Below are 21,679 nucleotides of genomic sequence, written 5' to 3'. Positions count from 1 at the left end.
GCGAGGGCGGCCTCAGATCCAGTACGGAGCCGCCGGCACGGCCCCCGCCGCCGCGTCGGCCCCGCTTCCGGAGCCGGTCCCGTGGCCGCCCACGTGGCCGGAAGCCGTCAGCCCCGCACCCCTGCTCCGCCCGGTCAGCCACGCCAGCAGATCCGCGAGAGTCCCCCTGACGACCGGCCCACCGTCCGCCCCGTCCCCGTGAGCGCTCCCGTCACCGCTCCCCTTACCGCTCGCACCGCTCGCGCCGCCGATCTCGCGGACCAGGTCCGTGTCCGTGGCCGCGATCCGCAGAGCCGCCACCCCCGTCCGCCGGGACTGCGCGCCGACGATGTCGTCGATGATCCAGCGGGCGGCGGCGCGCGGGATGTCCGCGAAGCCGTAGCCGGCGGCCAGATCCGCGTGGTGCACCTCCAGCTCCCGCAGCCGCGTCGCGACCACGCTCCCGGGCGTCCGCAGCTCGCCGGTGCGCAGTCGTACGCGGCGTCCCCAGGCCGCCTCCGGCAGCGTTCGCACGGCCGCGTCCAGCCGCGCGGCGCTCTCCACCACATCCCTGACCAGCGCGGCGACCGGCCGTCCGGCACCCGCTTCGATCTCGGCGGCGCGCGCCGCCATGCTCGCGTACTGGGGGATCTCCGTCCCGGTACGGGCCCCTTCCAGCAGCCGGCCGAGGCTGTCGGTGGCGCGCGCCACGTGCGTGATCACGTGGCCCCGGGTCCACGGCGGAATCAGCGTGGGCCCGCCGACCTGCCGCTCCGTCAGCCCCGAGACCGTCTCGACGAATCGCCTCAGCGACGCGTCGATCGCCTCCAGCTCCGCGCTCCCCGGTCGCTCCCCCACGGTCACGTCCTCCCCCATCTCCCCACCCTCTCCGGCTCTTCAACCACACCCGAGGCCAAGCCCACATCCGGCCGGCCAACGGAATTCCCTTACCGCATGGTGGCAGAACCGAGGGCGTGGGAACGGGAGATCGACCTCTGCGGCCGCCGGGCGGGGAAGCGGTCCCCGGCGGCCTGTGGAGGTGCTGGGAGCCGAGGGCTAGCCCTTCGGCCGCGCGTAGTCCCTGGCCATGCCGCCGGCGAAGTCGTACACGATGACCTGTTCGTCGCCGACGACCCACGCGTCGTGCCCGGGCGAGCAGACGAACACATCGCCCGGCCCCGCTTCGCTCTCCTCGCCGTCGTCCATCTTCATGTGAATGCGCCCCTGGGCGATGAACCCGTTGTGATGCACCTGGCAGCTATCCGTACCGGCGAGGTCGCGCAGCGATTCCGTCCAGCGCCAGCCGGGCTCGAAGGTCGCTACGGCGAAATCCAGACCGGTGAGGTGAACGGCTTCGATGTGGCCCCGGGGAAAGTCCCGCCGCTCATCCGGCTTGTCCATGGTCTTGAGTTCCAACATGAGGACTCCCTCGAACAGACCCCCCTCGTCCTTCCATGGTGCGCCGCATACGGACAACCGGCGACCGCCCACCGCCGGCCCCCCTGAGCGCCGCCGCGCCGGTAGGCGACGGGGGCTCAGGAGGCGGTTGAGCGCACACCTTCCCTACGTCTGCCGCCGCAGCGGTCCCCAGAGCCCCGCCTGCCGGTCGACCTCGGTACGCGCCTGCTCCAGCACCTCGGGATCGATCCACCCGACCGGTTCGACGTCCTTGACCAAGGGCTCGTTGTCGGGGCCCTCGCCCGCCTTCTCGCCGTGCAGCACCCAGGCCCGGATGCCAGGCCCCTTCTCGCGCGGCAGGGTGGGAGTAGTCGTACAGGCGCCGGGCCACCCACACCCGCAGCGGCCGCCCCTCCCACCAGGAGGCGACATCCAGGGCGTTGGCGGAGAGGCCCGGCAGAGGGGCGCCGGTGAGGTCGTCCTTGCTGGAGACGGCTTTGAGATCGGCCTGCGGCCCGCGTGACCAGCGGACGTAGAGGTTGTCGCGGCGCTCCACGAGGTCAACCAGTTCGTCCAAGGTACGCAGGGTGGGCAGACCTTCCTCCGTGCTCATGCCCGTGCTCATGCTCGCGCTCCTACCCGTCCGTGCTCACTCCTCCCCGGACGGCGGAGCGACCCCTCTCCCGGGCTCCACCACATCCCTGCGGCCGGCGCCCTCCTTGTGGCCCAGTGCGGCGATGTCCGGATGGTGCAGGTCGAACGCCGGACATTCGGAACGGATGCGGGGAAGGGTGACGAAGTTGTGGCGCGGCGGCGGGCAGGAAGTGGCCCATTCCAGCGAGCGGCCGTAGCCCCAGGGGTCGTCGACTTCGATCTTCGGCGCGTACCTGGCCGTCTTCCACACGTTGTAGAGGAACGGCAGGGTCGACAGGCCCAGCAGGAACGCGCCGATGGTGGAGAGCGTGTTCAGCGCGGTGAAGCCGTCGGCCGCGAGGTAGTCGGCGTACCGGCGGGGCATCCCGGCGGCGCCGAGCCAGTGCTGGACGAGGAACGTGGTGTGGAACCCGACGAACAGCGTCCAGAAGTGGATCTTCCCGAGCTGCTCGTCCAGCATCCGCCCGGTGAATTTCGGCCACCAGAAATGGAATCCGCCGAACATGGCGAAGACGACGGTGCCGAACACGACGTAGTGGAAATGGGCGACCACGAAATAGGTGTCGCTGACGTGGAAGTCCATCGGTGGCGAGGCGAGGATGACGCCGGTCAGGCCGCCGAACAAGAAGGTGACGAGGAATCCGATGACCCACAGTATCGGCGTCTCGAAGGTCAGGGATCCGCGCCACATCGTGCCGATCCAGTTGAAGAACTTCACGCCGGTGGGGACCGCGATGAGAAAGGACATGAGGGAGAAGAACGGCAGCAGCACCGCCCCGGTCACGAACATGTGGTGGGCCCAGACGACGACCGAGAGGCCGGTGATGGAAATGGTCGCGCCGATGAGCCCGAGGTAACCGAAGATCGGTTTCCGGGCGAAGACCGGGATGATTTCCGTGACGATGCCGAAGAACGGCAGCGCGATGATGTAGACCTCGGGATGGCCGAAGAACCAGAACAGATGCTGCCACAGCAGCGCCCCGCCGTTGGCCGGGTCGTACACGTGCGCCCCGAGTTTCCGGTCGGCCTCCAGCGCGAGCAGCGTGGCGGCCAGCACGGGGAAGGCCATCAGCACCAGGACGCTGGTCAGCAGCACGTTCCAGGTGAAGATCGGCATGCGGAACATCGTCATCCCCGGCGCCCGCAGGCAAATAATGGTGGTGACGAAATTGACGGCGCCCAAAATCGTGCCGAACCCGGAAAGCGCCAGCCCCATCACCCACATGTCCCCGCCGATCCACGGGGCCCGCACGGGACCGGACAGCGGGGTGTACGCGAACCAACCGAAGTCGGCCCCGCCGTTGGGTGTGAGAAGCCCGCCGACCGCGATGAGCGAACCGAAGAGATAAAGCCAGTAGGCCAGCATGTTCAGGCGAGGAAAGGCCACGTCCGGGGAGCCGATCTGCAACGGCATGATGGCGTTGGCGAAACCGGCGAACAACGGCGTGGCGAACATCAACATCATGATCGTGCCGTGCATCGTGAACGCCTGGTTGTACTGCTCGTTCGAAATGAGCTGAATACCGGGCCGGGCCAGCTCGGCCCGCATCGTCAGCGCCAGCACGCCCCCGAACAGAAAGAAAAGAAAGGACGTGACCATATACAGCGAACCGATTTTCTTGGGGTCCGTGGTCGTCAGCCACGCCACCACCGCCGCCGCCCTGCCGGCCCGCGCGGGCGGCTGCCGCACACCGGTTTCCGCACTCCCCGCCTGCGTCACCACAGCGCCACTTCCCTTCGTCCCCGCGGAAGTCCCGACGCGCCGGCGCGCGCCTCAGCCACGACGGCTCAGACACCCGGCGCATGCGGCTCCCGCTCAGCCGCGAGAGGGCGACACGCCCACCCCGCCCCCTTGAGTACCGAAGAAAAGCCCCAAAACCCCCGATTCGCCCGCCCGTGGGCGATCCACGTAGACCCACCCCGTGCGCCCTCCGCGCGCCCCTGGGGCTTGCGCCAGAGGAATGAGCAAGGGCCACCACGCCTGCGTGGTGGCCCTTGCTTCGGGTTCTTTCCTGGTCAGATCGTTTCCTCACTGCCAGGCTGCGGTGGGGCGGGTGGGACTCGAACCCACGGCCGACGGATTATGAGTCCGCTGCTCTAACCGGCTGAGCTACCGCCCCCTCGCGGCGCGTCGCGCACATTTGTGCGCGCCGTCTGCCGCAGCATAGCCGCTCATACGATCTGTTGCCCGTGAGGGACCTCGTCGCGCGACGATGCTCGTACAAGAAGACTTGGATCATCGCGGTTCGGTTCCACGGCACAAGAAAAAGGACCCCTTCCGGGGTCCTCGTTCCTTCTGCTCCCCCGACTGGACTCGAACCAGTAACCCTCCGGTTAACAGCCGAATGCTCTGCCAATTGAGCTACAGGGGACCGAGCTCCCCCGACTGGACTCGAACCAGTAACCTGCCGGTTAACAGCCGGCTGCTCTGCCAATTGAGCTACAGGGGATTGCTCTGTGTGCCTCGAATGCACCGCTGTCCGGGCTTCCGGACGGCGCGCGCTCGCTGCGACACATACATTAGCGCAAGCAGGGGGGTGCTCCGCCAATCGGTATCGCCTCGGGTGATCTCCGGCTCCGGCGGGTAGGCGCGCGGCACAGCCCGGCGGTCCGGTGCGCACCGGCATCGGACGGGTCCGAGCTTGCTTCGAAGGTGGCGGGTGCGGCCGCGCGCGGCGCCCGCGAGCGAGTGAGACGACAGGGAAAGGTGGAGCGATGCGCTACCGGCTCACGTTCATCACGGGACTGGCCATCGGATACGTGCTCGGCACGCGGGCCGGCCGGGAGCGGTACGAGAAGCTGCGCAAGTGCGCCCAGCAGGTCGCCCAGAACCCCACGGTACGCAACACCGCCGAGTCCGCGGCGCTGACCGGCCGGGAGGCCGCCACGAAGGCGTTCGGGACGGTTTCGGCCAAGGTCGGCGACCGGCTGCCGGAGTCCGTCACCAGCCGGGTCCGCTCCCTGCGGGACCACCGGGGCACCGAGGAGGACGAATGGGGCACGACCAACACATGAGCACTCCCGCCCGGCGCGCCGCGCTGACCGCCCGCTTCCCGCCACGCCCTGACTCTTTCCTTATGGGCCCTATGGGGCATCATCTGAAGCCATGGGGATAGTCGCCGGGTTGGACAGTTCGTCCGAGAGCACACGCATCGTCGTCTGTGACGCGGACACGGGTGCCGTCATCAGGCAGGGGTACGCGCCGCACCCCGCCGAGAAGGGGCCCGAGATCGACCCGCAGGCGTGGCTGATGTCACTCGGCGAGGCCGCGGGCCACGGGCTGCTCGAAGGCGTGCAGGCGATCGGTGTCTCGGCGCAGCAGCACGGGCTGGTGCCCCTGGACGGCGACGGCAACCTCATCCGGCCGGCGCTGGTCGGCAACGACAAGCGCGCGCAGAGCGCGGCGGCGGACCTGATCGATTCGCTGGGCGGGCGGACGGCGTGGGCGCAGGCCGTCGGGGCCGTGCCGCAGGCGGCGCACCCGGTGACGAAGCTGCGCTGGCTGGCGCGTACGGAGCCGGCGAACGCGGCGCGGATCGCGGAGGTCATGCAGCCGCACGACTGGCTGGCGTGGCAGTTGCTGGGCCGTCCGGCGCGCCGTACGACGGACCGGGGCGGCGCCTCGGCGACCGGTTTCTGGTCCGCGGCGAGCGGGTCCTACCGGCCGGATCTGGTGGAGCTAGCGCTGGGGCACCAGGTGCGGCTGCCGGAGGTGCTGGGGCCCTCGGGGACGGCCGGTTTCACCCCGGAGGGGCTGCTGATCTCGGCGGGCACCGGCGAGACGATGGCCGCCGCGTTCGGACTGGGCGTCGGGGAGGGTGACGCGGTGGTGTCGCTGGGCGCCTCCGGCTCGGTCTTCGGCATCCATCACGAGGCGCTGGCCGACTCCACCGGGACGATCACGTCGTTCGCGGACGCCACGGGCCGGCATCTGCCGGTGGTGCACACCAGTAACGCGGTGCGGGTGCTGCGCGGCGCGGCCGAGATGCTCGGCACGGATCTCGAAGGGCTCTCCGCGCTCGCACTGAAGTCGTCGCCCGGCGCGTACGGCATGGTGATGCTGCCGTATCTGGAGGGTGAGCGGACGCCGCATCTGCCGCACACCGCGGGCTCGTTGCACGGGATGCGGCGGGAGAGCATGAAGCCGGAGCATCTGGCGCGGGCCGCGGTGGAGGGCATGCTCTGCGGGCTGGCGGACGCGCTGGACGTGTTGCGCGGCCGGGGTGTGACGGTGCGCCGGGTGTTCCTGCTGGGCGCGGCCGCGGAGCTGGGCGCGGTGCAGGCGGCGGCGCCGGGGCTGTTCGGTGTGCAGGTCGTGGTGCCGCAGCCGGCGGATTACGCGGCGCTGGGCGCGGCCCGGCAGGCGGCCTGGGCGCTGGGGGTGGCGCACGGCACGCTGAAGCCCGCCGCCGGGGCCGGGGCGCGGCCGGACGGTGGGCCGGCGTGGATCGATCCGCCGCAGTGGCCGGCGGCCGCGAGCCAGGTGTTCGAGCCGGGCGAGGAGCTGCCGGTGGGCCAGGCCGTGCGCCAGCAGTACGTGGCGGTGCGCGACGAGGCGTATCCGGGGGCGTTCTCCGCGGAGGGCTGAGCGGCGGTCAGTCGAGGTAGCCGCGGAGCTGGTCGGCGAAGGCGTGGTCGCGGAGCTTGCCGAGGGTCTTGGACTCGATCTGGCGGATGCGTTCGCGGGTGACGCCGAAGATGCGGCCGATCTCCTCCAGGGTGCGGGGGCGGCCGTCGGCCAGGCCGTAGCGGAGCTGGACGACCTTGCGTTCGCGTTCGCCGAGGGTGGACAGGACGGCGTCGAGGTGTTCGCGCAGCAGCAGGAACGCGGCGGATTCGGCGGGTGAGGCGGCGTCGCCGTCCTCGATGAGATCGCCGAGGGCGACCTCGTCCTCCTCGCCGACCGGGGCGTGCAGGGACACCGGTTCCTGGGCCAGGCGCAGGACCTCGCTGACGCGTTCGGGGGTGAGGTCGAGGTGGGCGGCGACCTCCTCGGGGGTCGGCTCGTAGCCGCGTTCCTGGAGCATCCGGCGCTGGACGCGCACCACGCGGTTGATCAGTTCGACGACGTGGACGGGGACGCGGATGGTGCGGGCCTGGTCGGCCAGCGCGCGGGACATCGCCTGGCGGATCCACCAGGTGGCGTAGGTGGAGAACTTGAAGCCGCGGGCGTAGTCGAATTTCTCCACGGCGCGGATCAGTCCGAGGTTTCCCTCCTGGACGAGGTCGAGCATGGTCAGGCCGCGGCCGACGTAGCGTTTGGCGACGGAGACGACCAGGCGCAGGTTCGCTTCGATCAGGCGGCGTTTGGCCATCCGGCCCAGAACCACCAACTTGTCGAGGTCGAAGGCGAGTTGGGAGTCCAGGTCGGGGGTGTTGGCGAGCTTCTCCTCGGCGAACAGGCCGGCCTCGACCCGGCGGGCCAGTTCGACCTCCTCGGCGGCGGTGAGCAGCGGGATGCGGCCGATCTCGCGCAGGTACTGGCGGAAGAGGTCGGAGGACGGGCCGGCCGTTTCGGGGCGGGGCGGTGGCTCCGGGGCGATCTCGTCCAGCAACTGCTCGGCGGCGGGCGCTTCGGCCTGCGCCGGCACGGTGACCGGCTCGTCCGCCGGTTCCGGAGGGAGGCCGTGGTGGCGGGCGGGCTCGGCGGGAGCCGTCTCGCGGGGGGCCGGCGGGTCGTCGGCCGGTGCGCCGGGGAGGGTCTGGATCTGCACGGGGGCGACCTCCAGGTGATCGCGGCTGAGGCGGCAGATAGGTCGGGGGCGGCCGCGGCCGGGCCGCGGTCCGTCGGGTACGGCGGGAGCGGGTACGCGGGGATCGCCGGTCCGTGCGACCGGGCCCGCCGCGCTCCGGGGGCCCCGGAACGTGTCGTCGAGCCTGACCGGGCCCCCGCACCCGGGTTTCCGGACCGGGTTCCACGACGCGGTTCCACGACAGGCTCTCGGCACCGCTCCTCAGTGTGGGGTACGACACAGGCCCGCCACGAGGGGCGTGCGGCGACTTTTTGCTTCCGTGCGTGACCGGGCGGCTACGGCGGGGTGCGGTGGGGGGCCGTCCCGGAGGTCGTTACAGCGCCGCCGCGCCGCGTTCGCGCAGGGACTTGCCGTACTGCTGGAGGACCCACAGCTCTTGCAGGACGCTCGCGGAACCGGCGTGGTCCCCCTGGGCCTCGCAGCGGCGGGCGGTGCCCTCCAGGTCGGCGATCCGGGCGTCGACGGCGGCGATGCGGACCGCGGCCAGTTGCTCGCCGGCGTAGGCGGCGTCGGCTTCGCGCCGGGTCCTCAGGGGTTCGACGGCGAGTTCGGTGACCATGGCGCGGACCGTGTCGTTGGGGGCGGCGTCGCGTACGCGGGCGAGGTAGGTGCTGTCGCCGGCGCCGGCCGTGGCGCCGCCGGCCTCCTCGATGCAGCGGCGGACCGTGGCGTAGGGCGGGGCGGTGAACTCGTCGGTGCCGTAGGCGTCGAAGGCCGGGGAGACGAGGTCGGGGCGCTGGAGGGCGAGCTTGAGGAGTTCGCGTTCGACGCGGTGGGCGGGGCTGCGGAGGTTGAGGGCCGGGCCGGACGGGCCGGGGGCGGGGCGGTCCTGCCCGGGGGCGGGCGTCTGGCCGGCGCGCGGCCTGCGCGGCTGGTCGGGGCCGCCGTCGCGGCCGCGCTCGCGGGCCCAGCGGGCGAGCTGGCTGACCCGGCGGACGACGAACTGGGTGTCCAGGATGCCGAGCATGCCGGCCAGGGAGACGGCCGATTCGTGCTGGATGGAGCTGTTCTTGATGTTCGCGACGATGGGCGCGGCCTCGTCGAGCGCGGCGGCACGGCCGACGGTGGTGCCCAGGTTGTGGCGGGAGACGACGTGGCGCAGCGCGAACTCGAACAGCGGGGTGCGGGACTCCACGAGGTCGGCGACGGCCTGGTCGCCCTCGGCGAGGCGCAGGTCGCAGGGGTCCATGCCGCCGGGGGTGATGGCGATGGAGGTTTCGGCGGCGAACTTCTGATCGTCCTCGAAGGCGCGCAGGGCCGCCTTCTGGCCCGCGGCGTCGCCGTCGAAGGTGAAGACGACCTCGGAGCCGGAGTTGTCCATCAGCAGGCGACGGAGGATCTTGATGTGGCCCTCGCCGAAGGAGGTGCCGCAGGTGGCGATGGCGGTGGTGACGCCGGCCAGGTGGCAGGCCATGACGTCGGTGTAGCCCTCGACGACGACCGCGCGGCTGGTCTTGGCGATCTCCTTCTTGGCGAGGTCGATGCCGTACAGCACCTGGGACTTGCGGTAGATGGGGGTCTCGGGGGTGTTGAGGTATTTGGGGCCGTTGTCGTCGTCGCGGAGCTTGCGGGCGCCGAAGCCGACGACCTCGCCTGAGATGTCGCGGATCGGCCACATCAGGCGGCCGCGGAACCGGTCGATGGGGCCGCGGCGGCCGTCCTGGGAGAGGCCGGAGAGGACCAGTTCCCGGTCGCTGAAGCCGCGGCCGCGCAGGAAGCGGGTGAGGTGGTCCCAGCCCGCCGGGCTGTAGCCGACGCCGAAGTGCTGGGCGGCGCTCTGGTCGAAGCCGCGCTCGGCGAGGAACTTGCGGCCGATCTCGGCCTCCACGCCGTCGAGCTGCTCGGCGTAGAACTGGGCGGCGACCTTATGGGCCTCGACCAGGCGGGTGCGCTCGCCCTGCTGGCGGCCGGGGGTGTAGCCGCCTTCTTCATAGCGCAGGGTGATGCCGGCCTGGGAGGCGAGGCGCTCGATGGTCTCGGCGAAGGAGAGGTGGTCGATCTTCATGATGAAGTCGACGGTGTCGCCGCCCTCCTGGCAGCCGAAGCAGTGGTAGAGCCCCTTGGTGGTGCTGACGTGGAAGGAGGGGGACTTCTCGTCGTGGAAGGGGCACAGGCCCTTGAGGTTGCCGCCGCCGGCGTTGCGGAGCTGGAGGTATTCGGACACGACGGCGTCGATCGGGACCGCGTCCCGGACCGCCTTCACGTCGTCATCGTTGATCCTGCCTGCCACGCGTGAATTCTACGGCCGGGGTCGGACACTCCCCGCCGCGCGTCCACGACCGGCCGGTCGCCCGCGGCCCCCGGCCCGGTCCCTCGCTAGCCCATCAGCTCCAGGAATCGGGCGAGGCCGATGTTGCCGCCGGAGATGATCACGCCGACGCGGGGTGGCGGCGGGCCGGTGCGGCCGGACAGGAGGGCGGCGAGGGCGCTGGCGCCGCTGGGCTCGGTGACGATCTTCAGCCGTTCGAAGGCCAGCGTCATCGCGGCGCGGATCTCGTCGTCGGTGACCAGGACGACGCGGTCGACGAGCCGGCGGTTGACGGCGAAGGTCAGCTCGCCGGGCGTATCGACGGCCTGGCCGTCGGCGATGGTGTGCGGGACGGGGATGGTGACGCGGTGGCCGGCGGCCAGCGAGCGCCGGGTGTCGTCGCCCGCCGTCGGCTCCACGCCGATCATGCGGATGCCGGGGACCAGGGCGGTGGCCGCGGTGGCCGAGCCCGCCATCAGCCCGCCGCCGCCCACCGGCACCAGCAGCGCGTCGAGCGGTCCGCTGTCCTCGATCAGTTCCAGGGCGGCGGTGCCCTGCCCCGCGATGACGTGCGGGTGGTCGTACGGCGGGATCAGGGCCAGGCCCCGCTCCTGGGCCAGCCGTCCGGCGAGGGCGGCGCGGTCGCCGGTGTAGCGGTCGTAGGTGACGATCTCGGCGCCGTAGCCGGCGGTGGCCTCGCGTTTGCTGCGCGGGGAATCCTCGGGCATCACGATGACGGCGCTGCTGCCCAGCTCGCGGGCGGCCAGCGCGACGGCCTGCGCGTGGTTGCCGGAGGAGTAGGCGACGACGCCGCGGGCGCGCCGCTCCGGCGGCAACTGGGCGATGGCGTTGTAGGCGCCGCGGAACTTGAACGCCCCGACGCGCTGGAAGTTCTCGCACTTGAGGTGGACCTCGGCGCCGACGAGCGCGTCGAGGGTGCGCGAGCGCAGCACGGGGGTGCGGTGCGCGGCGCCCGCCAGCCGCCCGGCGGCGTCCCGGATGTCAGCGAGGGTGACGACCGGGGCGCCCGCCGGGGCGTCGGAGCCACCGCCGGCGCCGGTGGGGTCGGTGGGGCCTGTGGTGCGGTGAGGCATACGGGCAACGCTACGGGAGCAGCGATTCCAGCGGTACGTCAGGATCGGCCAACGTGTCGGTGTCCAACGGCCGTCCGGCGCGGATGAGTTGCTGGATCGGCTCGGCGACGTCCCAGACGTTGACGTTCATGCCCGCCAGCAGCCTGCCGCCGCCGAGCCAGAAGGCGATGAACTCGCGCTTGCCGACGTCGCCGCGGCAGACGACCTGGTCGTAGGAGCCGGGCGGGGCGTAGCCGGAGTATTCGAGGCCGACGTCGTACTGGTCGGAGAAGAAGTAGGGGATGCGGTCGTAGCTGACGTCCTGGCCGAGCATGGCGCGTGCGGCGGCCGGTCCGCCGTTGAGGGCGTTGGCCCAGTGTTCGACGCGTACCCGGGTGTCCAGCAGGGGGTGGTCGGCGGCGGCGACGTCGCCCGCGGCGTAGATGTACGGGTCGGAGGTGCGCTGCGCGGCGTCCACGGCCACGCCGCCGCCCGCGGCGGGGTCGGCGAGGGCCAGGCCGGCCTGTTCGGCGAGGGCGGTGCGCGGGGCGGCGCCGATCGCGGCGAGCACGTCGTGGGCGAGGTGCTCCTCGCCGTCGTCGGTGCGCACCGCGAGGACCATGCCGTCCTGCCCGATGATCTCGGAGAAGCGGGCGCCGAAGTGGAAGCGGACGCCGTGTTCGGTGTGCAGGTCGGTGAACAGGCCGCCGAGTTCGGGGCCCAGGACGTGGTGCAGCGGGGTCGGCGCGGCCTCGACGACGGTGACCTCGGCGCCGTAGGAGCGGGCCGCGGCGGCGACTTCCAGGCCGATCCAGCCGGCACCGGCGATGACCAGGTGCCCGTTGTCGCGGCCGAGGGAAGCCAGGACGCCGCGCAGCCGTTCGGCGTGCGCGAGGCGGCGCAGGTGGTGGACGCCGGCCAGACCGGTGCCGGGGATGTCCAGGCGGCGGGGTTCGGCGCCGGTGGCCAGCAGCAGCTTGTCGTAGAAGATCAGCGTGCCGTCGCCCAGGCGTACGGTCTTGGCCTCGGGGTCGAGGTGGACGGCGGGCTGGCCGAGGTGCAGTTCGATGTCGGCCCGGGCGTACCAGGAGGGTTCGTGGACGAAGACGCTGTCGCGCTCCTCCTTGCCGAGCAGGTACCCCTTGGAGAGCGGGGGGCGTTCATAGGGGTGGTCGCGTTCGTCGCAGATGAGGATCACCCGGCCGGTGAAGCCCTCCGAACGGAGCGTCTCGGCGGCTTTCGCCCCGGCCAGGCCACCCCCGACGATGACGAACGTCTGGTGTGCGTCGACCACTTGCTTCCTCCTCGTTGCGGTGCCGTACGTCCGCTTCCGCGTCCGTGAACGCCCCCGGTCCTGCCCCGACCGGTGTGCTCCCGTGGGTGTGCGTGAGTTGCGTGGGTGTGCGTCGATGTGCGTGGTTCTCCGGGGCTCCCGTGCGGGACTGTCGTGGTCCGAGAGTCCCGCACGGAGCGTGAGGGGGGAAGGGGGGCTGCCCTTCCAGGGTCACCCTCGGTGGCCTCGGCTGTGACCAGGGGGACGGGTGAGGCGGGCGTGCAGGGAGCGGGCGGAGGCGTCCGTCAGGGCCGCGATCTGGTCGATGACGGCCCGCATTCGGGCGGTGTCGTCACCGGCCGCGTCGAACAGCGAACGGAACTGCGGGTCAAGGCCGTCGGGGGCGCGGGCGAGCAGCGCCTCGGCCAGTTCGGCGATGACGACGCGCTGGTCGGCCCGCAGCGCTTCCTGGTCGGGCCGCTGCATGACGTACCGGTCGGCGACCGCCTTCAAAACGGCGCATTCCAGCCGGGTTTCGGCCGGAACCACCAGCTCCGCGGCGTACCGGGTGAGCCGGCCGCCCTCTCCCCCGGAGCCCGGGCGGCCCGGATGCGGCCCCCACGCCTCCCGGGTCGCGGCCTCGGCGGCCTGGCAGAACCGGCCGATCAACTGGCTGGTGGCGTCCTTCAGGCGGGCCTGGGCGAGGGCCGATCCGTCGTAGCCGTGCGGCCACCACTCCTGGTCCAGGAGGCGGTCCAGCGCCGCGGCCAGCTCCTGCGGGTCCGCGCCGGGCGCGTAGCGCTCACCGGCGACCGCGAAGATCTCGGCCCGTTCGGCGTCGGCGAGCAGGAGGTTGGGGTCGAGGTGCCCGGCGTGCAGCCCGTCCTCGACGTCGTGCACGGAATACGCCACGTCGTCGGACCAGTCCATGACCTGCGCCTCGAAACTGCGGGCCGCGCCGGGCGCGCCCTGGCGGAACCAGGCGAAGACCGGCAGGTCGTCCTCGTACACACCGAACTTCGGGGAGGCGGGGTCGGTGGGGTGCGCGCCGCGCGGCCAGGGGTATTTGGTGGCGGCGTCCAGGGCGGCGCGGGTGAGGTTGAGGCCGACGCTGACGGTCGAGCCGTCGGGGCCCGGGATGAACCGCTTGGGTTCCAGGCGGGACAGCAGCCGCAGCGACTGGGCGTTGCCCTCGAACCCGCCGCAGGGCACCGCGACTTCGTTGAGCGCCTGCTCGCCGTTGTGGCCGAACGGCGGGTGGCCGAGATCGTGCGCCAGGCAGGCCGTCTCGACGAGGTCCGGATCGCAGCCGAGCGCGGCGCCGAGTTCGCGGCCGACCTGGGCGCATTCCAGGGAGTGGGTCAGGCGGGTGCGCGGGCTGGCGTCCCAGGCGTGGGTGAGCGTGCCGGGCGTGACGACCTGGGTCTTGCCGGCGAGGCGGCGCAGCGCGGCGGAGTGCAGGACGCGGGCCCGGTCGCGCTGGAAGGCGGTACGCCCGGGGCGTTTGTCCGGTTCGGACACCCAGCGTTCGGCGTCGGCCGTGGAGTAGCCGGGGATTTCCGGGACACCGGGGCCGCCGGGGACGCCGGGGGTGTCCGGGGCGCCTGGGCCCGGAGCGGTATGAGAGCGCGCGGCCGGTTCCGCGGAGCCGTGGCCGGTGGTGCGGCCGGGGCCGTTGTCGCGGGTGTCGCGGCCGGTGGTCGGTGAGGTGCCCGTCATACAGCGACGGTAGCCGCCCTGATGCCTTCGGGGTCGGATGCGGTACGCGCGACGGTCGCCGGGGCGTACGGGAGCCGGCCCGCCGCCCGGTCGTCCGTGGCGTGGTCGTGGGTGCGGGCGCGCAGCGCCTGGTCGTAGCGGTGCAGGACGAGGCGGGCCAGGGCGGGGTGATCGCCGAGGGGCGCGGCGGCGACGGCGGGGGCGTCGGCGGCGCACTGCGCGGCGAAGCGCCCGGGGGCGGTGAAGCAGGAGGCGACGGCGATCCGGTCGTGGCCGCGGGCCTTCAGCAGCCGGACGGCTTCGGCGACGGTGGGGGTGGCGGCGGAGGCGTACGCCGGGAGTACGGGGACGCCGCCGAGCCGCGCCGAGAGCAGCCGGGCGATGTGCGCGATGTCCTCGGCGGAGCGCGGGGCGCGGGAGCCGGCGGCGGCCAGGACGACCGCGTCGCGGCCTATGCCGGAACGATTCCGCACCGGGCCCTCGTCCGACGCGCCGCCCGGCGCGTAGCCGGCCTCCAGCAGGCGGCCGTGCAGCGCCTCCGCGAGCAGCGGGTGCGGCCCCAGGGGTGCGGCGATCCGGCCGCCGAGGTGGGGCGCGTCGGCCAGGGCGGCGGGCAGGTCGTGGGTGACGTGGTGGCCGCGGCCGAAAAGCAGCGGCAGGAGGACGGCCTCGCCGCGCAGCCGCGCGAGGGTGTCGGTGAGCAGCGGCTCGTTCAGCTCGATGTGTCCCAGACGTACGGGCACGTCGGGGCGCAGCGCGCGGACCCGGTCCAGCAGGGCGCGGACGGTACGGACCGCGCGCGGGTCACGGCTGCCGTGGGCCACCGCGACCAGCGTGGGGGCGGTCGCCCGGCGCCGTGCGGCGCGGGGCCCGGGGGACGGACGGAAATCGCCGGAGGTACGGAAACCGCCGGACGGACGAGGGCACGCGCCGGACGTGGGGGACGGCCCGGCCGTCGCGGGCGCGCCCGCCTCGCGGTAGCCGTGGAGGCGCACCTCGCTGAGGCGGCTGCTCAGCTCCGCGGTGATCTGGATGGCCAGCTCCGCCGCGACCGGGGGCGCGCCGGGGGCGGGGCCGTCGGGCCGTGCGAGGTCGCTCGGGGCCGGGGTGGGCTGGTGCGATATCGACGCCGTCATGGGCAGAGCGTGGCAGCGGGGCGTTGCGGTCCCGTTTCCCGTATGCGAACTCCGTGTGCCGTCCGGCCTCCCCCGGCCGCCGGCCCGCTGGGAGGGAGCCGCACCGCGCCCGAAACCGGCGGGTTCCCCGCATGTAACACGCCTGTACCACGCTGGCGGCATGAACGCCGCGACGGTCGATACCCACTGCCCCTACTGCGCCCTCCAATGCGGCATGGGTCTGCGGCCCGCCGGCCCCGGTGTGGAGGTCGTCGAGCGGACCGCGTTCCCGGTGAACCGGGGCGCGCTGTGCGGTAAGGGCCGTACGGCGCCCGAGCTGCTCGCCCCGGGCGCGCGGCTGACCGCTCCCTTGATACGCAACGCCGCCACCGGGGCGCTGGAGGAGGCCACCTGGGAGGCGGCCCTGGACCGGGTCGCGGACGGGCTGCGCCGCACCGGCCAGGCGCACGGCCGGGACGCCGTCGGCGTCTTCGGCGGGGGCGGGCTGACCAACGAGAAGGCGTACACGCTCGGCAAGTTCGCGCGGGTGGTGCTCGGCACCTCGCAGATCGACTACAACGGCCGCTTCTGCATGTCGTCGGCCGCGGCGGCGCACGGCCGGGCGTTCGGCCTGGACCGCGGGCTGCCGTTCCCGCTGGCCGATGTGGCCCGGACCGGCTGCGTCATCCTGGTCGGCTCCAACCTGGCCGAGACCATGCCGCCCGCGCTGCGCTATCTCACCGAGCTGCGCGAGAACGGCGGCAAACTGATCGTCGTCGATCCGCGCCGCACCCGCACCGCCGAGCAGGCGGACCTGCATCTGGCGCCCCGCCCCGGCACGGACCTGGCGCTGGCGCTCGGACTGCTGCACCTGGTGGTCTCGCAGGGCCGTACGGACGAGGACTTCATCGCGGCGCGCACCAGCGGCTGGGAGGAGGCCCGGGCGGCGGCGATGGCGCACTGGCCGGAGATGGTCGAACGTCTGACGGGCGTGCCGGTACCGCAGCTCCGGGAGGCGGTGGCGCTGTTCTGCGACGCCGAGTCCTCGATGGTGCTGACGGCCCGCGGCCCCGAACAGCAGGCCAAGGGCACCGACACCGTCGGCGCGTGGATCAACCTGTGCCTGGCCACCGGGCGGGCGGGCCGCGAACTGTCCGGCTACGGCTGCCTGACCGGCCAGGGCAACGGCCAGGGCGGCCGCGAACACGGCCAGAAGGCCGACCAGCTACCCGGCTACCGCAAGCTCGACGATCCGGCGGCCCGCCGCCATGTGGCGGGGGTGTGGGGCGTCGACCCCGATTCCCTGCCCGGCCCCGGCCGCAGCGCCTACGAGCTGCTGGACGCGCTCGGCGGCGACATCCGCGCACTGCTGCTGATGGGCTCCAACCCGGTGGTGTCGGCGCCGCGCGCCGCCCATATCGAGGAGCGCATCCGGTCGCTGGACTTCCTGGCCGTGGCCGACGTCGTGCTGTCGGAGACGGCCGCGCTGGCGGATGTGGTGCTGCCGGTCGCCCAGTGGGCGGAGGAGAGCGGGACCACGACGAACCTGGAGGGCCGGGTGCTGCTGCGGCGCCGCGCGCTGGACCCGCCGCCCGGCGTCCGCACCGACCTGGAGGTGCTCAGCGGGCTGGCGGCCCGACTGGGCTGGGAGAAGGGCTTCCCGACCGCGCCGGAGGAGGTCTTCGACGAGCTGCGGCGCGCCTCGGCGGGCGGCCCCGCCGACTACTCCGGCATCACCTACCGGCGCATCGCCCAGGAGGACGGGGTGTTCTGGCCGTGCCCGCAGCCGGCCGGTCCGGAGCCCGCCGCGGACCACCCGGGCACGCCCCGCCTCTTCCTGGACCGCTTCGCGACACCCGACGGCCGGGCCCGGTTCGTGCCCGTCACGCACCGGCCGTCCGCCGAGGAGACCGACGAGGTCTACCCGGTGGTGCTGACGACCGGGCGGGTGCTGGCCCAGTACCAGTCGGGCGCGCAGACCCGCCGGGTCGCGGAGCTGAACGCCGCCGAGCCCGGCCCGTTCGTCCAGCTCCATCCGCGGCTCGCGGACAAGCTGGGCATCGGCGACGGGGAGCCGGTCGCGGTGATCTCACGGCGCGGCCGGGCGGTCGCCCCGGCCCGGGTGAGCGGCGCGATCCGGCCGGACACGGTCTTCATGCCGTTCCACTGGCCGGGCGAGGGACGCGCCAACACCCTGACCAACCCGGCACTGGACCCGATCTCGCGGATGCCGGAGTTCAAGGTGTGCGCGGTGCGGCTGGAGGCGGTGGGGCGGGAGGGGACCGAGGAACGCGGGTAGCCACCGGGCCGTCCGGCCCCTGGCCCCTTGTCTCCGGTCCGTTGTCCCCGGCCCTGGTCCGTTGTCCCCAGGCCCCGGTCCCTTTGCCCCCGGCCCCTCGGCCGCGCCTCATCCCTGGTGCGCGTCCACTTCCTTCAGGTACCTCTCCCGCGTCTCCTCATCGAGGAACGCGGCGCGGAAGGAGTTGCGGGCGAGGGTGCGCAGCGTCTCCTCGTCCAGGCCGAGGGCGTCGCGTACGGCGGTGAAGTTGTCGTCCGCGTAGCCACCGAAGTAGGCCGGGTCGTCGGAGTTGACGGTGACCAGCAGCCCGGCGTCCAGCATCGCGGGCAGCGGGTGGTCGGCGAGGTCGTCCACCACCCGCAGCCGGACGTTCGACAACGGGCAGACGGTCAGCGGGATCTGATCCGCCACCAGGCGGGCCACCAGCCGCTCGTCCTCAAGACAGCGCACTCCGTGGTCGATCCGGTCCACACCGAGGACGTCCAGGGCCTCCCACACATACGCGGCGGGCCCCTCCTCCCCGGCGTGCGCCACGCACTTGAGCCCGGCCTCCCGCGCCAGCGCGTAGACCTCCTGGAACTTCGACGGCGGGTGCCCGACCTCGGCCGAGTCCAGGCCGACGGCCGCGATCCGGTCGAGGTGGGGGCGGGCCGCCTCGAACGTCGCCAGGGCCGACTCGGCGCTCTCGTCGCGCAGGAAGCACATGATCAGGCGGGTGGTGATGCCGTACGTCCGCGGGGCGGCGTCCAGCGCGCGGGTCAGGCCGCCGATGACCGTGCCGATCGGGACGCCCCGCGCGGTGTGCGCCTGCGGGTCGAAGAAGATCTCGGCGTGCCGGACGCCCTGCTCCTTGGCGCGGGCGAGGTAGGCGTCGGCGAGATCGGCGAAGTCGTCCTCGGTGCGCAGTACGGCCATCAGCGCGTAGTACAGGTTGAGGAAGGACTGCAGGTCGGCGAAGGAGTAGGCGCGGCGCAGTTCGTCCTGGGTGGCGTACGGCAGGGTGACGCCGTTGCGCTCGGCGAGGGCGAAGGCCAGCTCGGGCTCCAGGGTGCCCTCGATGTGGAGGTGTAGTTCCGCTTTGGGCAGCGGGTGGGGAGCGGGGGCGGCGGAGGGGGAGGAAGGCACGCGGGTCACACCTGTTCTGCGGTACGGAAAGGGCCCTCACCGCCGGTGGCGTCCCCCACGGGGGTGGGATCCCCGGCGCGGGAGGAGTCGTCCAGGTTAGCCGGGGCGGCGCCGAGCCAGTCGCCGCCGGCGAGCGGGGTGCCGGTGGCGCGCAGGCGGGCGGCGTGGGGCTCGGCCGCCAGATACACCCAGGCCCGTACGGTGCTGCCGTCCGGGCGCACCGCCTCGGTGACGACCCGTTCGTAGAGGTTGTCCGCCGCGCCCGGCGTGTGGCCCTCCAGCCGGTCCAGGGTGGCGCGCACCTCGTCGTAGGCGGCGGCGCTCGGGGTGATCAGGGCGCCGTGGACCAGCGCGGCGGCGGGTCCGGCGAGCGCGTAGGGGTAGCCGGGACCGTCGTAGAGCAGCGCCCCGCCGATCCGGGCCGGCTCCTCGGCGACGGTCCGGCCGTCCAGCAGCGCGGCGTGGTTGGCCTGGCCGGGGCGGAGCGTGCCGTAGACGAAGAACGGCAGGTGGTCGGGGTCGTGCGGCGGGTGGGGCCGGGGGCCGGGCCCGGCCGCGGGGGCGCTCTGGGAGGTCATGGCGGCGTTCCTCTATGACGGAGACGTACGACGGGGATCCGCGGGCGCGGGGCCCGGCCACGGGCGCGGGGCCCGGCCACGGGCGCGGGGCCCGGCCGCGGGCGCGCGCTGTGACGTTGGTGTCCCCCTGCAACCATGCCAGGCCGCCGGGCGTCGCAGCATGCGGGATCGCTCACGAGTGCGATCCGCGGCGATGGAGGCCCCCTGGGCGGGGCGGACGAGGAGCACGGATGCGACGGCTGGGCCTGGGGCTCGCGCGGCGGATACGGCTGCCGCGGACCCGGCGGGGAGCGCGCCGCGCGTATCAGGCGGTGGTGGTGCTGGCGGTTCTGGCGCTGGCCCCGGCGACGTGGATGAACGCGACGGGCGGACCCCGCGTCCGCACGGTCGCCGACGCGCCCGCCGCGCCGGTCGCCGTCGTCTTCGGCGCGGGCCTGTGGAACGGCGAGCCGTCGCCCTATCTCGCCCACCGGCTGGACGCCGCCGCCGAGTTGTACGACCGGGGCACAGTCCGCGCCATCCTGGTCACCGGCGACAACAGCCGCCACGACTACGACGAGCCGGACGCGATGCGCGCCTACCTGCTGCGCCACGGCGTCCCGGCCCGGAAGATCGTCAGCGATTTCGCGGGCTTCGACACCTGGGACTCGTGCAGCCGCGCCCACCGGATCTTCGGCGTGGACCGTGCCGTGCTGGTCAGCCAGGGCTTCCACATCCGGCGGGCGCTGGCCCTGTGCGAGGCGGCCGGCATCGACTCCTACGGTGTCGGGGTCGCCGCCCGGCACGACGTGACCTGGGCCTACGGCGGCGTCCGGGAGATCTTCGCGGCGGGCAAGGCGGCGGCGGACGCGCTGGTGCGGCCCGATCCGCACTTCCTCGGGCCGCACGAGAAGGGCCTGACGGAGGCGCTCCGGTAGGTCCCGCGCCGTGCACTCCCGGAGCGGTGGGCGGGTCAGGGCTGGGACGCGCGGGCGTAGAGGGCGAGGAGTTCCGGACCGAAGTACGGGCTGTAGGAGACCCGGTCGCCGCGCGGGCCGCGCGGACCGCCGCCGTTGAGGCCGCCGATGAGGCCGATGACCCGGCCGGTCCCGGTCCCGCTGTCGAAGTGACTCAGCCATGGGCCGCCCGACGTCCCGCTGCCGAAGCCGCCGCACTCCATCCGCAGTTGGCGGGTCCCGGCGAGCCGGCTGGTGCGGGCGGTGCAGCGTACGGCCCGGTCCTGCGGGTCGTGACGGACGCTGGGGTAGCCGATGACGGTCACGTCGTTGGTGTAACCGGGCGTGGCGGTGAGGACGTTGGCCCCGGTGATGGTCTCCAGGGCGCGGCCACGGCTGTCCGGCGCGACGGTGGCGAAGGCGAAGTCGAGGTCGGCGGCGTCGCCGGTGGTGCCGCGGTCCGGGTAGGCGAAGGTGTCGGTGATCGCCCACACCCCGTACGGCTGGGTGGCCGCGCCCGAGCGGTAGCGCGGCACGAAGGCGGCCCGCGCGCCGGTGTCGCAGTGCCCGGCGGTGAGGATCAGGTTGCGGTGCGGGCTGTGCACCACGCTGGCGGTGCAGTGGTGTGCCCGCGCGTTCTTGTCCACGGAGAAGAGCACGCCGACGGTCGGGACGCCGTCGAAGTGCTCCGCTTCGTCCGCCACTCGGGACGCGGGCGCGGGCGGGGTCGTGCCGGCGCCGCTCGGTGTCGGGGCCAGGGCCGGGGCAGCCTCCGTGTCGCCGAGGGTCGCGATGTCGTCGGCGTCCTCGGTGCCGTCGGGGGCCGGGGCGGCCTCGGCCATCCGGCGGGGCGTCCAGTAGGCGGCGGCGTCACCGCTGGTCCAGCCGGTGTGACGGGTGACGGAGACGGACGCGGCCGAAGCGGCGTCAGTGCCGGGCTTTCCCTGGAGGGCGGGGCGCGCGGTGCGGGACGCCGCCTGCCCGGCTTCGGGCGCGGTGCCGGTCGCGCGGCTCACGGAGGCCGCGGCCAGGCACAGCGCCACGCCGAACAGGGCGGCGGCCGCCCGCCAGCCCCGCCGCCGTCCGGCGGTCCGGTCCCGGCCGTCGTCCGTCCGGCGCGGGCCCGGCCGCTCCTCGATGTCGGGTCGGCCGCGCACGTCAGCTCGTCTCCTTCTCGACCCAGGCCAGATATCCGGTGCCGCCACGGGTGATCGGCGTGGCGATGATCTCGGGGGTGTCGTAGTCGTGCGCCGTGAGCAGGTAGCTCTCCAGCGCCTCGTAGCGCGCCACCGCCGTCTTGAACAGCACCTGCCACTCCTGGGTGGTCTCCACGGCGCTCTGCCAGCGGAACACCGAGGTCACCGGGGCGCTGACCTGCGCGCAGGCCGCGAGCCGGGCGTCGATCGCGCCGCGTGCCAGGTGCTCGGCCTTCTCTTGGCTGTCGGTGGTCGTCATGACGGTCAGGAAACGAACCGGCTGCCCGGGGACGCCCGCCGGATCGGCGGACGGGGCCGGGGCGGGTGGGAGCGA

At 73.3% G+C, this 21,679-nt stretch carries 17 protein-coding genes, 3 tRNA genes and 1 pseudogene; 4 read left to right on the top strand and 17 right to left on the bottom strand.

Features of this window, described 5'->3' with window-relative positions; all coding sequences use genetic code 11:
* Positions 1-12: 12 nt before the first annotated feature.
* The 7 genes and pseudogenes from ACZ45Z_RS06385 to ACZ45Z_RS06355 all read right to left on the bottom strand — a co-directional run bounded on the left by ACZ45Z_RS06385 (position 13) and on the right by ACZ45Z_RS06355 (position 4,481).
* A complete protein-coding gene (locus ACZ45Z_RS06385) occupies positions 13-855 on the bottom strand; it encodes a maleylpyruvate isomerase family mycothiol-dependent enzyme (protein WP_468356928.1) in 843 nt (280 codons plus the stop codon).
* 180 nt (positions 856-1,035) lie between these two features.
* Positions 1,036-1,398, bottom strand: coding sequence for a cupin domain-containing protein (locus ACZ45Z_RS06380; protein WP_468356926.1), 363 nt, complete (start codon positions 1,396-1,398; stop codon positions 1,036-1,038).
* A gap of 144 nt (positions 1,399-1,542) precedes the next feature.
* A pseudogene (locus tag ACZ45Z_RS06375) lies at positions 1,543-1,990 on the bottom strand (DUF6098 family protein).
* Positions 1,991-2,026: 36 nt separating this feature from the next.
* Positions 2,027-3,721 (bottom strand): aa3-type cytochrome oxidase subunit I, encoded by a 1,695-nt coding sequence (gene ctaD / locus ACZ45Z_RS06370; RefSeq protein WP_468356923.1) that lies wholly within the window; start codon positions 3,719-3,721, stop codon positions 2,027-2,029.
* A 356-nt stretch (positions 3,722-4,077) separates the two neighbouring features.
* A tRNA-Ile gene (locus ACZ45Z_RS06365) sits at positions 4,078-4,151 on the bottom strand.
* 179 nt (positions 4,152-4,330) lie between these two features.
* Positions 4,331-4,403 (bottom strand) — tRNA-Asn (locus ACZ45Z_RS06360).
* 5 nt (positions 4,404-4,408) lie between these two features.
* Positions 4,409-4,481 (bottom strand) — tRNA-Asn (locus ACZ45Z_RS06355).
* Between the two features lie 265 nt (positions 4,482-4,746).
* On the opposite strand from ACZ45Z_RS06355, the gene ACZ45Z_RS06350 reads away from it, so the two are divergent.
* Complete coding sequence (locus tag ACZ45Z_RS06350) at positions 4,747-5,046, top strand: YtxH domain-containing protein (protein WP_468356920.1); 300 nt, start codon at positions 4,747-4,749, stop codon at positions 5,044-5,046.
* A 91-nt stretch (positions 5,047-5,137) separates the two neighbouring features.
* Positions 5,138-6,619: an FGGY family carbohydrate kinase gene (locus ACZ45Z_RS06345; RefSeq protein ID WP_468356918.1), complete on the top strand. Its 1,482-nt coding sequence runs from the start codon at positions 5,138-5,140 to the stop codon at positions 6,617-6,619.
* 7 nt (positions 6,620-6,626) lie between these two features.
* Here ACZ45Z_RS06345 and ACZ45Z_RS06340 read toward each other — a convergent pair whose 3' ends face one another.
* The 6 genes from ACZ45Z_RS06340 to ACZ45Z_RS06315 form a co-directional block, all read right to left on the bottom strand.
* Positions 6,627-7,745: an RNA polymerase sigma factor gene (locus ACZ45Z_RS06340; protein WP_468356915.1), complete on the bottom strand. Its 1,119-nt coding sequence runs from the start codon at positions 7,743-7,745 to the stop codon at positions 6,627-6,629.
* A gap of 352 nt (positions 7,746-8,097) precedes the next feature.
* Entirely contained in the window at positions 8,098-10,014 is a 1,917-nt protein-coding gene (gene dnaG / locus ACZ45Z_RS06335; RefSeq protein WP_468356912.1) for a DNA primase, read from the bottom strand.
* Between the two features lie 86 nt (positions 10,015-10,100).
* Positions 10,101-11,126, bottom strand: coding sequence for a pyridoxal-phosphate dependent enzyme (locus tag ACZ45Z_RS06330; RefSeq protein ID WP_468356909.1), 1,026 nt, complete (start codon positions 11,124-11,126; stop codon positions 10,101-10,103).
* 10 nt (positions 11,127-11,136) lie between these two features.
* Positions 11,137-12,399 (bottom strand): NAD(P)/FAD-dependent oxidoreductase, encoded by a 1,263-nt coding sequence (locus ACZ45Z_RS06325; protein WP_468356906.1) that lies wholly within the window; start codon positions 12,397-12,399, stop codon positions 11,137-11,139.
* Between the two features lie 210 nt (positions 12,400-12,609).
* On the bottom strand, positions 12,610-14,097 hold the full coding sequence (locus ACZ45Z_RS06320; protein WP_468356903.1) for a deoxyguanosinetriphosphate triphosphohydrolase: 1,488 nt from the start codon (positions 14,095-14,097) through the stop codon (positions 12,610-12,612).
* Complete coding sequence (locus tag ACZ45Z_RS06315; RefSeq protein ID WP_468356900.1) at positions 14,094-15,233, bottom strand: sirohydrochlorin chelatase; 1,140 nt, start codon at positions 15,231-15,233, stop codon at positions 14,094-14,096. The genes ACZ45Z_RS06320 and ACZ45Z_RS06315 overlap by 4 nt, the downstream gene beginning before the upstream one ends.
* A 160-nt stretch (positions 15,234-15,393) precedes the next feature.
* Here ACZ45Z_RS06315 and ACZ45Z_RS06310 point away from each other — a divergent pair, with 160 nt between their 5' ends.
* On the top strand, positions 15,394-17,511 hold the full coding sequence (locus ACZ45Z_RS06310) for a molybdopterin oxidoreductase family protein (RefSeq protein WP_468356898.1): 2,118 nt from the start codon (positions 15,394-15,396) through the stop codon (positions 17,509-17,511).
* Positions 17,512-17,619: 108 nt separating this feature from the next.
* On the opposite strand, the gene ACZ45Z_RS06305 is transcribed toward ACZ45Z_RS06310, so the two are convergent.
* Together ACZ45Z_RS06305 and ACZ45Z_RS06300 are read right to left on the bottom strand one after the other, a co-directional pair.
* Positions 17,620-18,645, bottom strand: a complete 1,026-nt coding sequence (locus ACZ45Z_RS06305; protein ID WP_468356896.1) for an adenosine deaminase — start codon at positions 18,643-18,645, stop codon at positions 17,620-17,622.
* Positions 18,642-19,214, bottom strand: a complete 573-nt coding sequence (locus ACZ45Z_RS06300; protein WP_468356894.1) for a gamma-glutamylcyclotransferase family protein — start codon at positions 19,212-19,214, stop codon at positions 18,642-18,644. Before ACZ45Z_RS06300 ends, ACZ45Z_RS06305 begins: the two co-directional genes overlap by 4 nt.
* A gap of 230 nt (positions 19,215-19,444) precedes the next feature.
* Between ACZ45Z_RS06300 and ACZ45Z_RS06295 the strand changes: the two genes are divergently transcribed.
* A complete protein-coding gene (locus tag ACZ45Z_RS06295; protein ID WP_468356892.1) occupies positions 19,445-20,131 on the top strand; it encodes a SanA/YdcF family protein in 687 nt (228 codons plus the stop codon).
* Between the two features lie 35 nt (positions 20,132-20,166).
* Here ACZ45Z_RS06295 and ACZ45Z_RS06290 read toward each other — a convergent pair whose 3' ends face one another.
* A complete protein-coding gene (locus ACZ45Z_RS06290) occupies positions 20,167-21,306 on the bottom strand; it encodes a trypsin-like serine peptidase (RefSeq protein WP_468356889.1) in 1,140 nt (379 codons plus the stop codon).
* A 1-nt stretch (position 21,307) separates the two neighbouring features.
* Positions 21,308-21,604 carry a divalent-cation tolerance protein CutA gene (cutA, locus tag ACZ45Z_RS06285; RefSeq protein ID WP_468357408.1) on the bottom strand — a complete coding sequence of 99 codons (297 nt, stop codon included), beginning with the start codon at positions 21,602-21,604 and terminating at the stop codon, positions 21,308-21,310.
* Positions 21,605-21,679: the final 75 nt, after the last annotated feature.

This window comes from Streptomyces sp. NPDC031210, from assembly GCF_055570395.1.
This window is presented reverse-complemented; position numbering and strand designations above follow the sequence as displayed.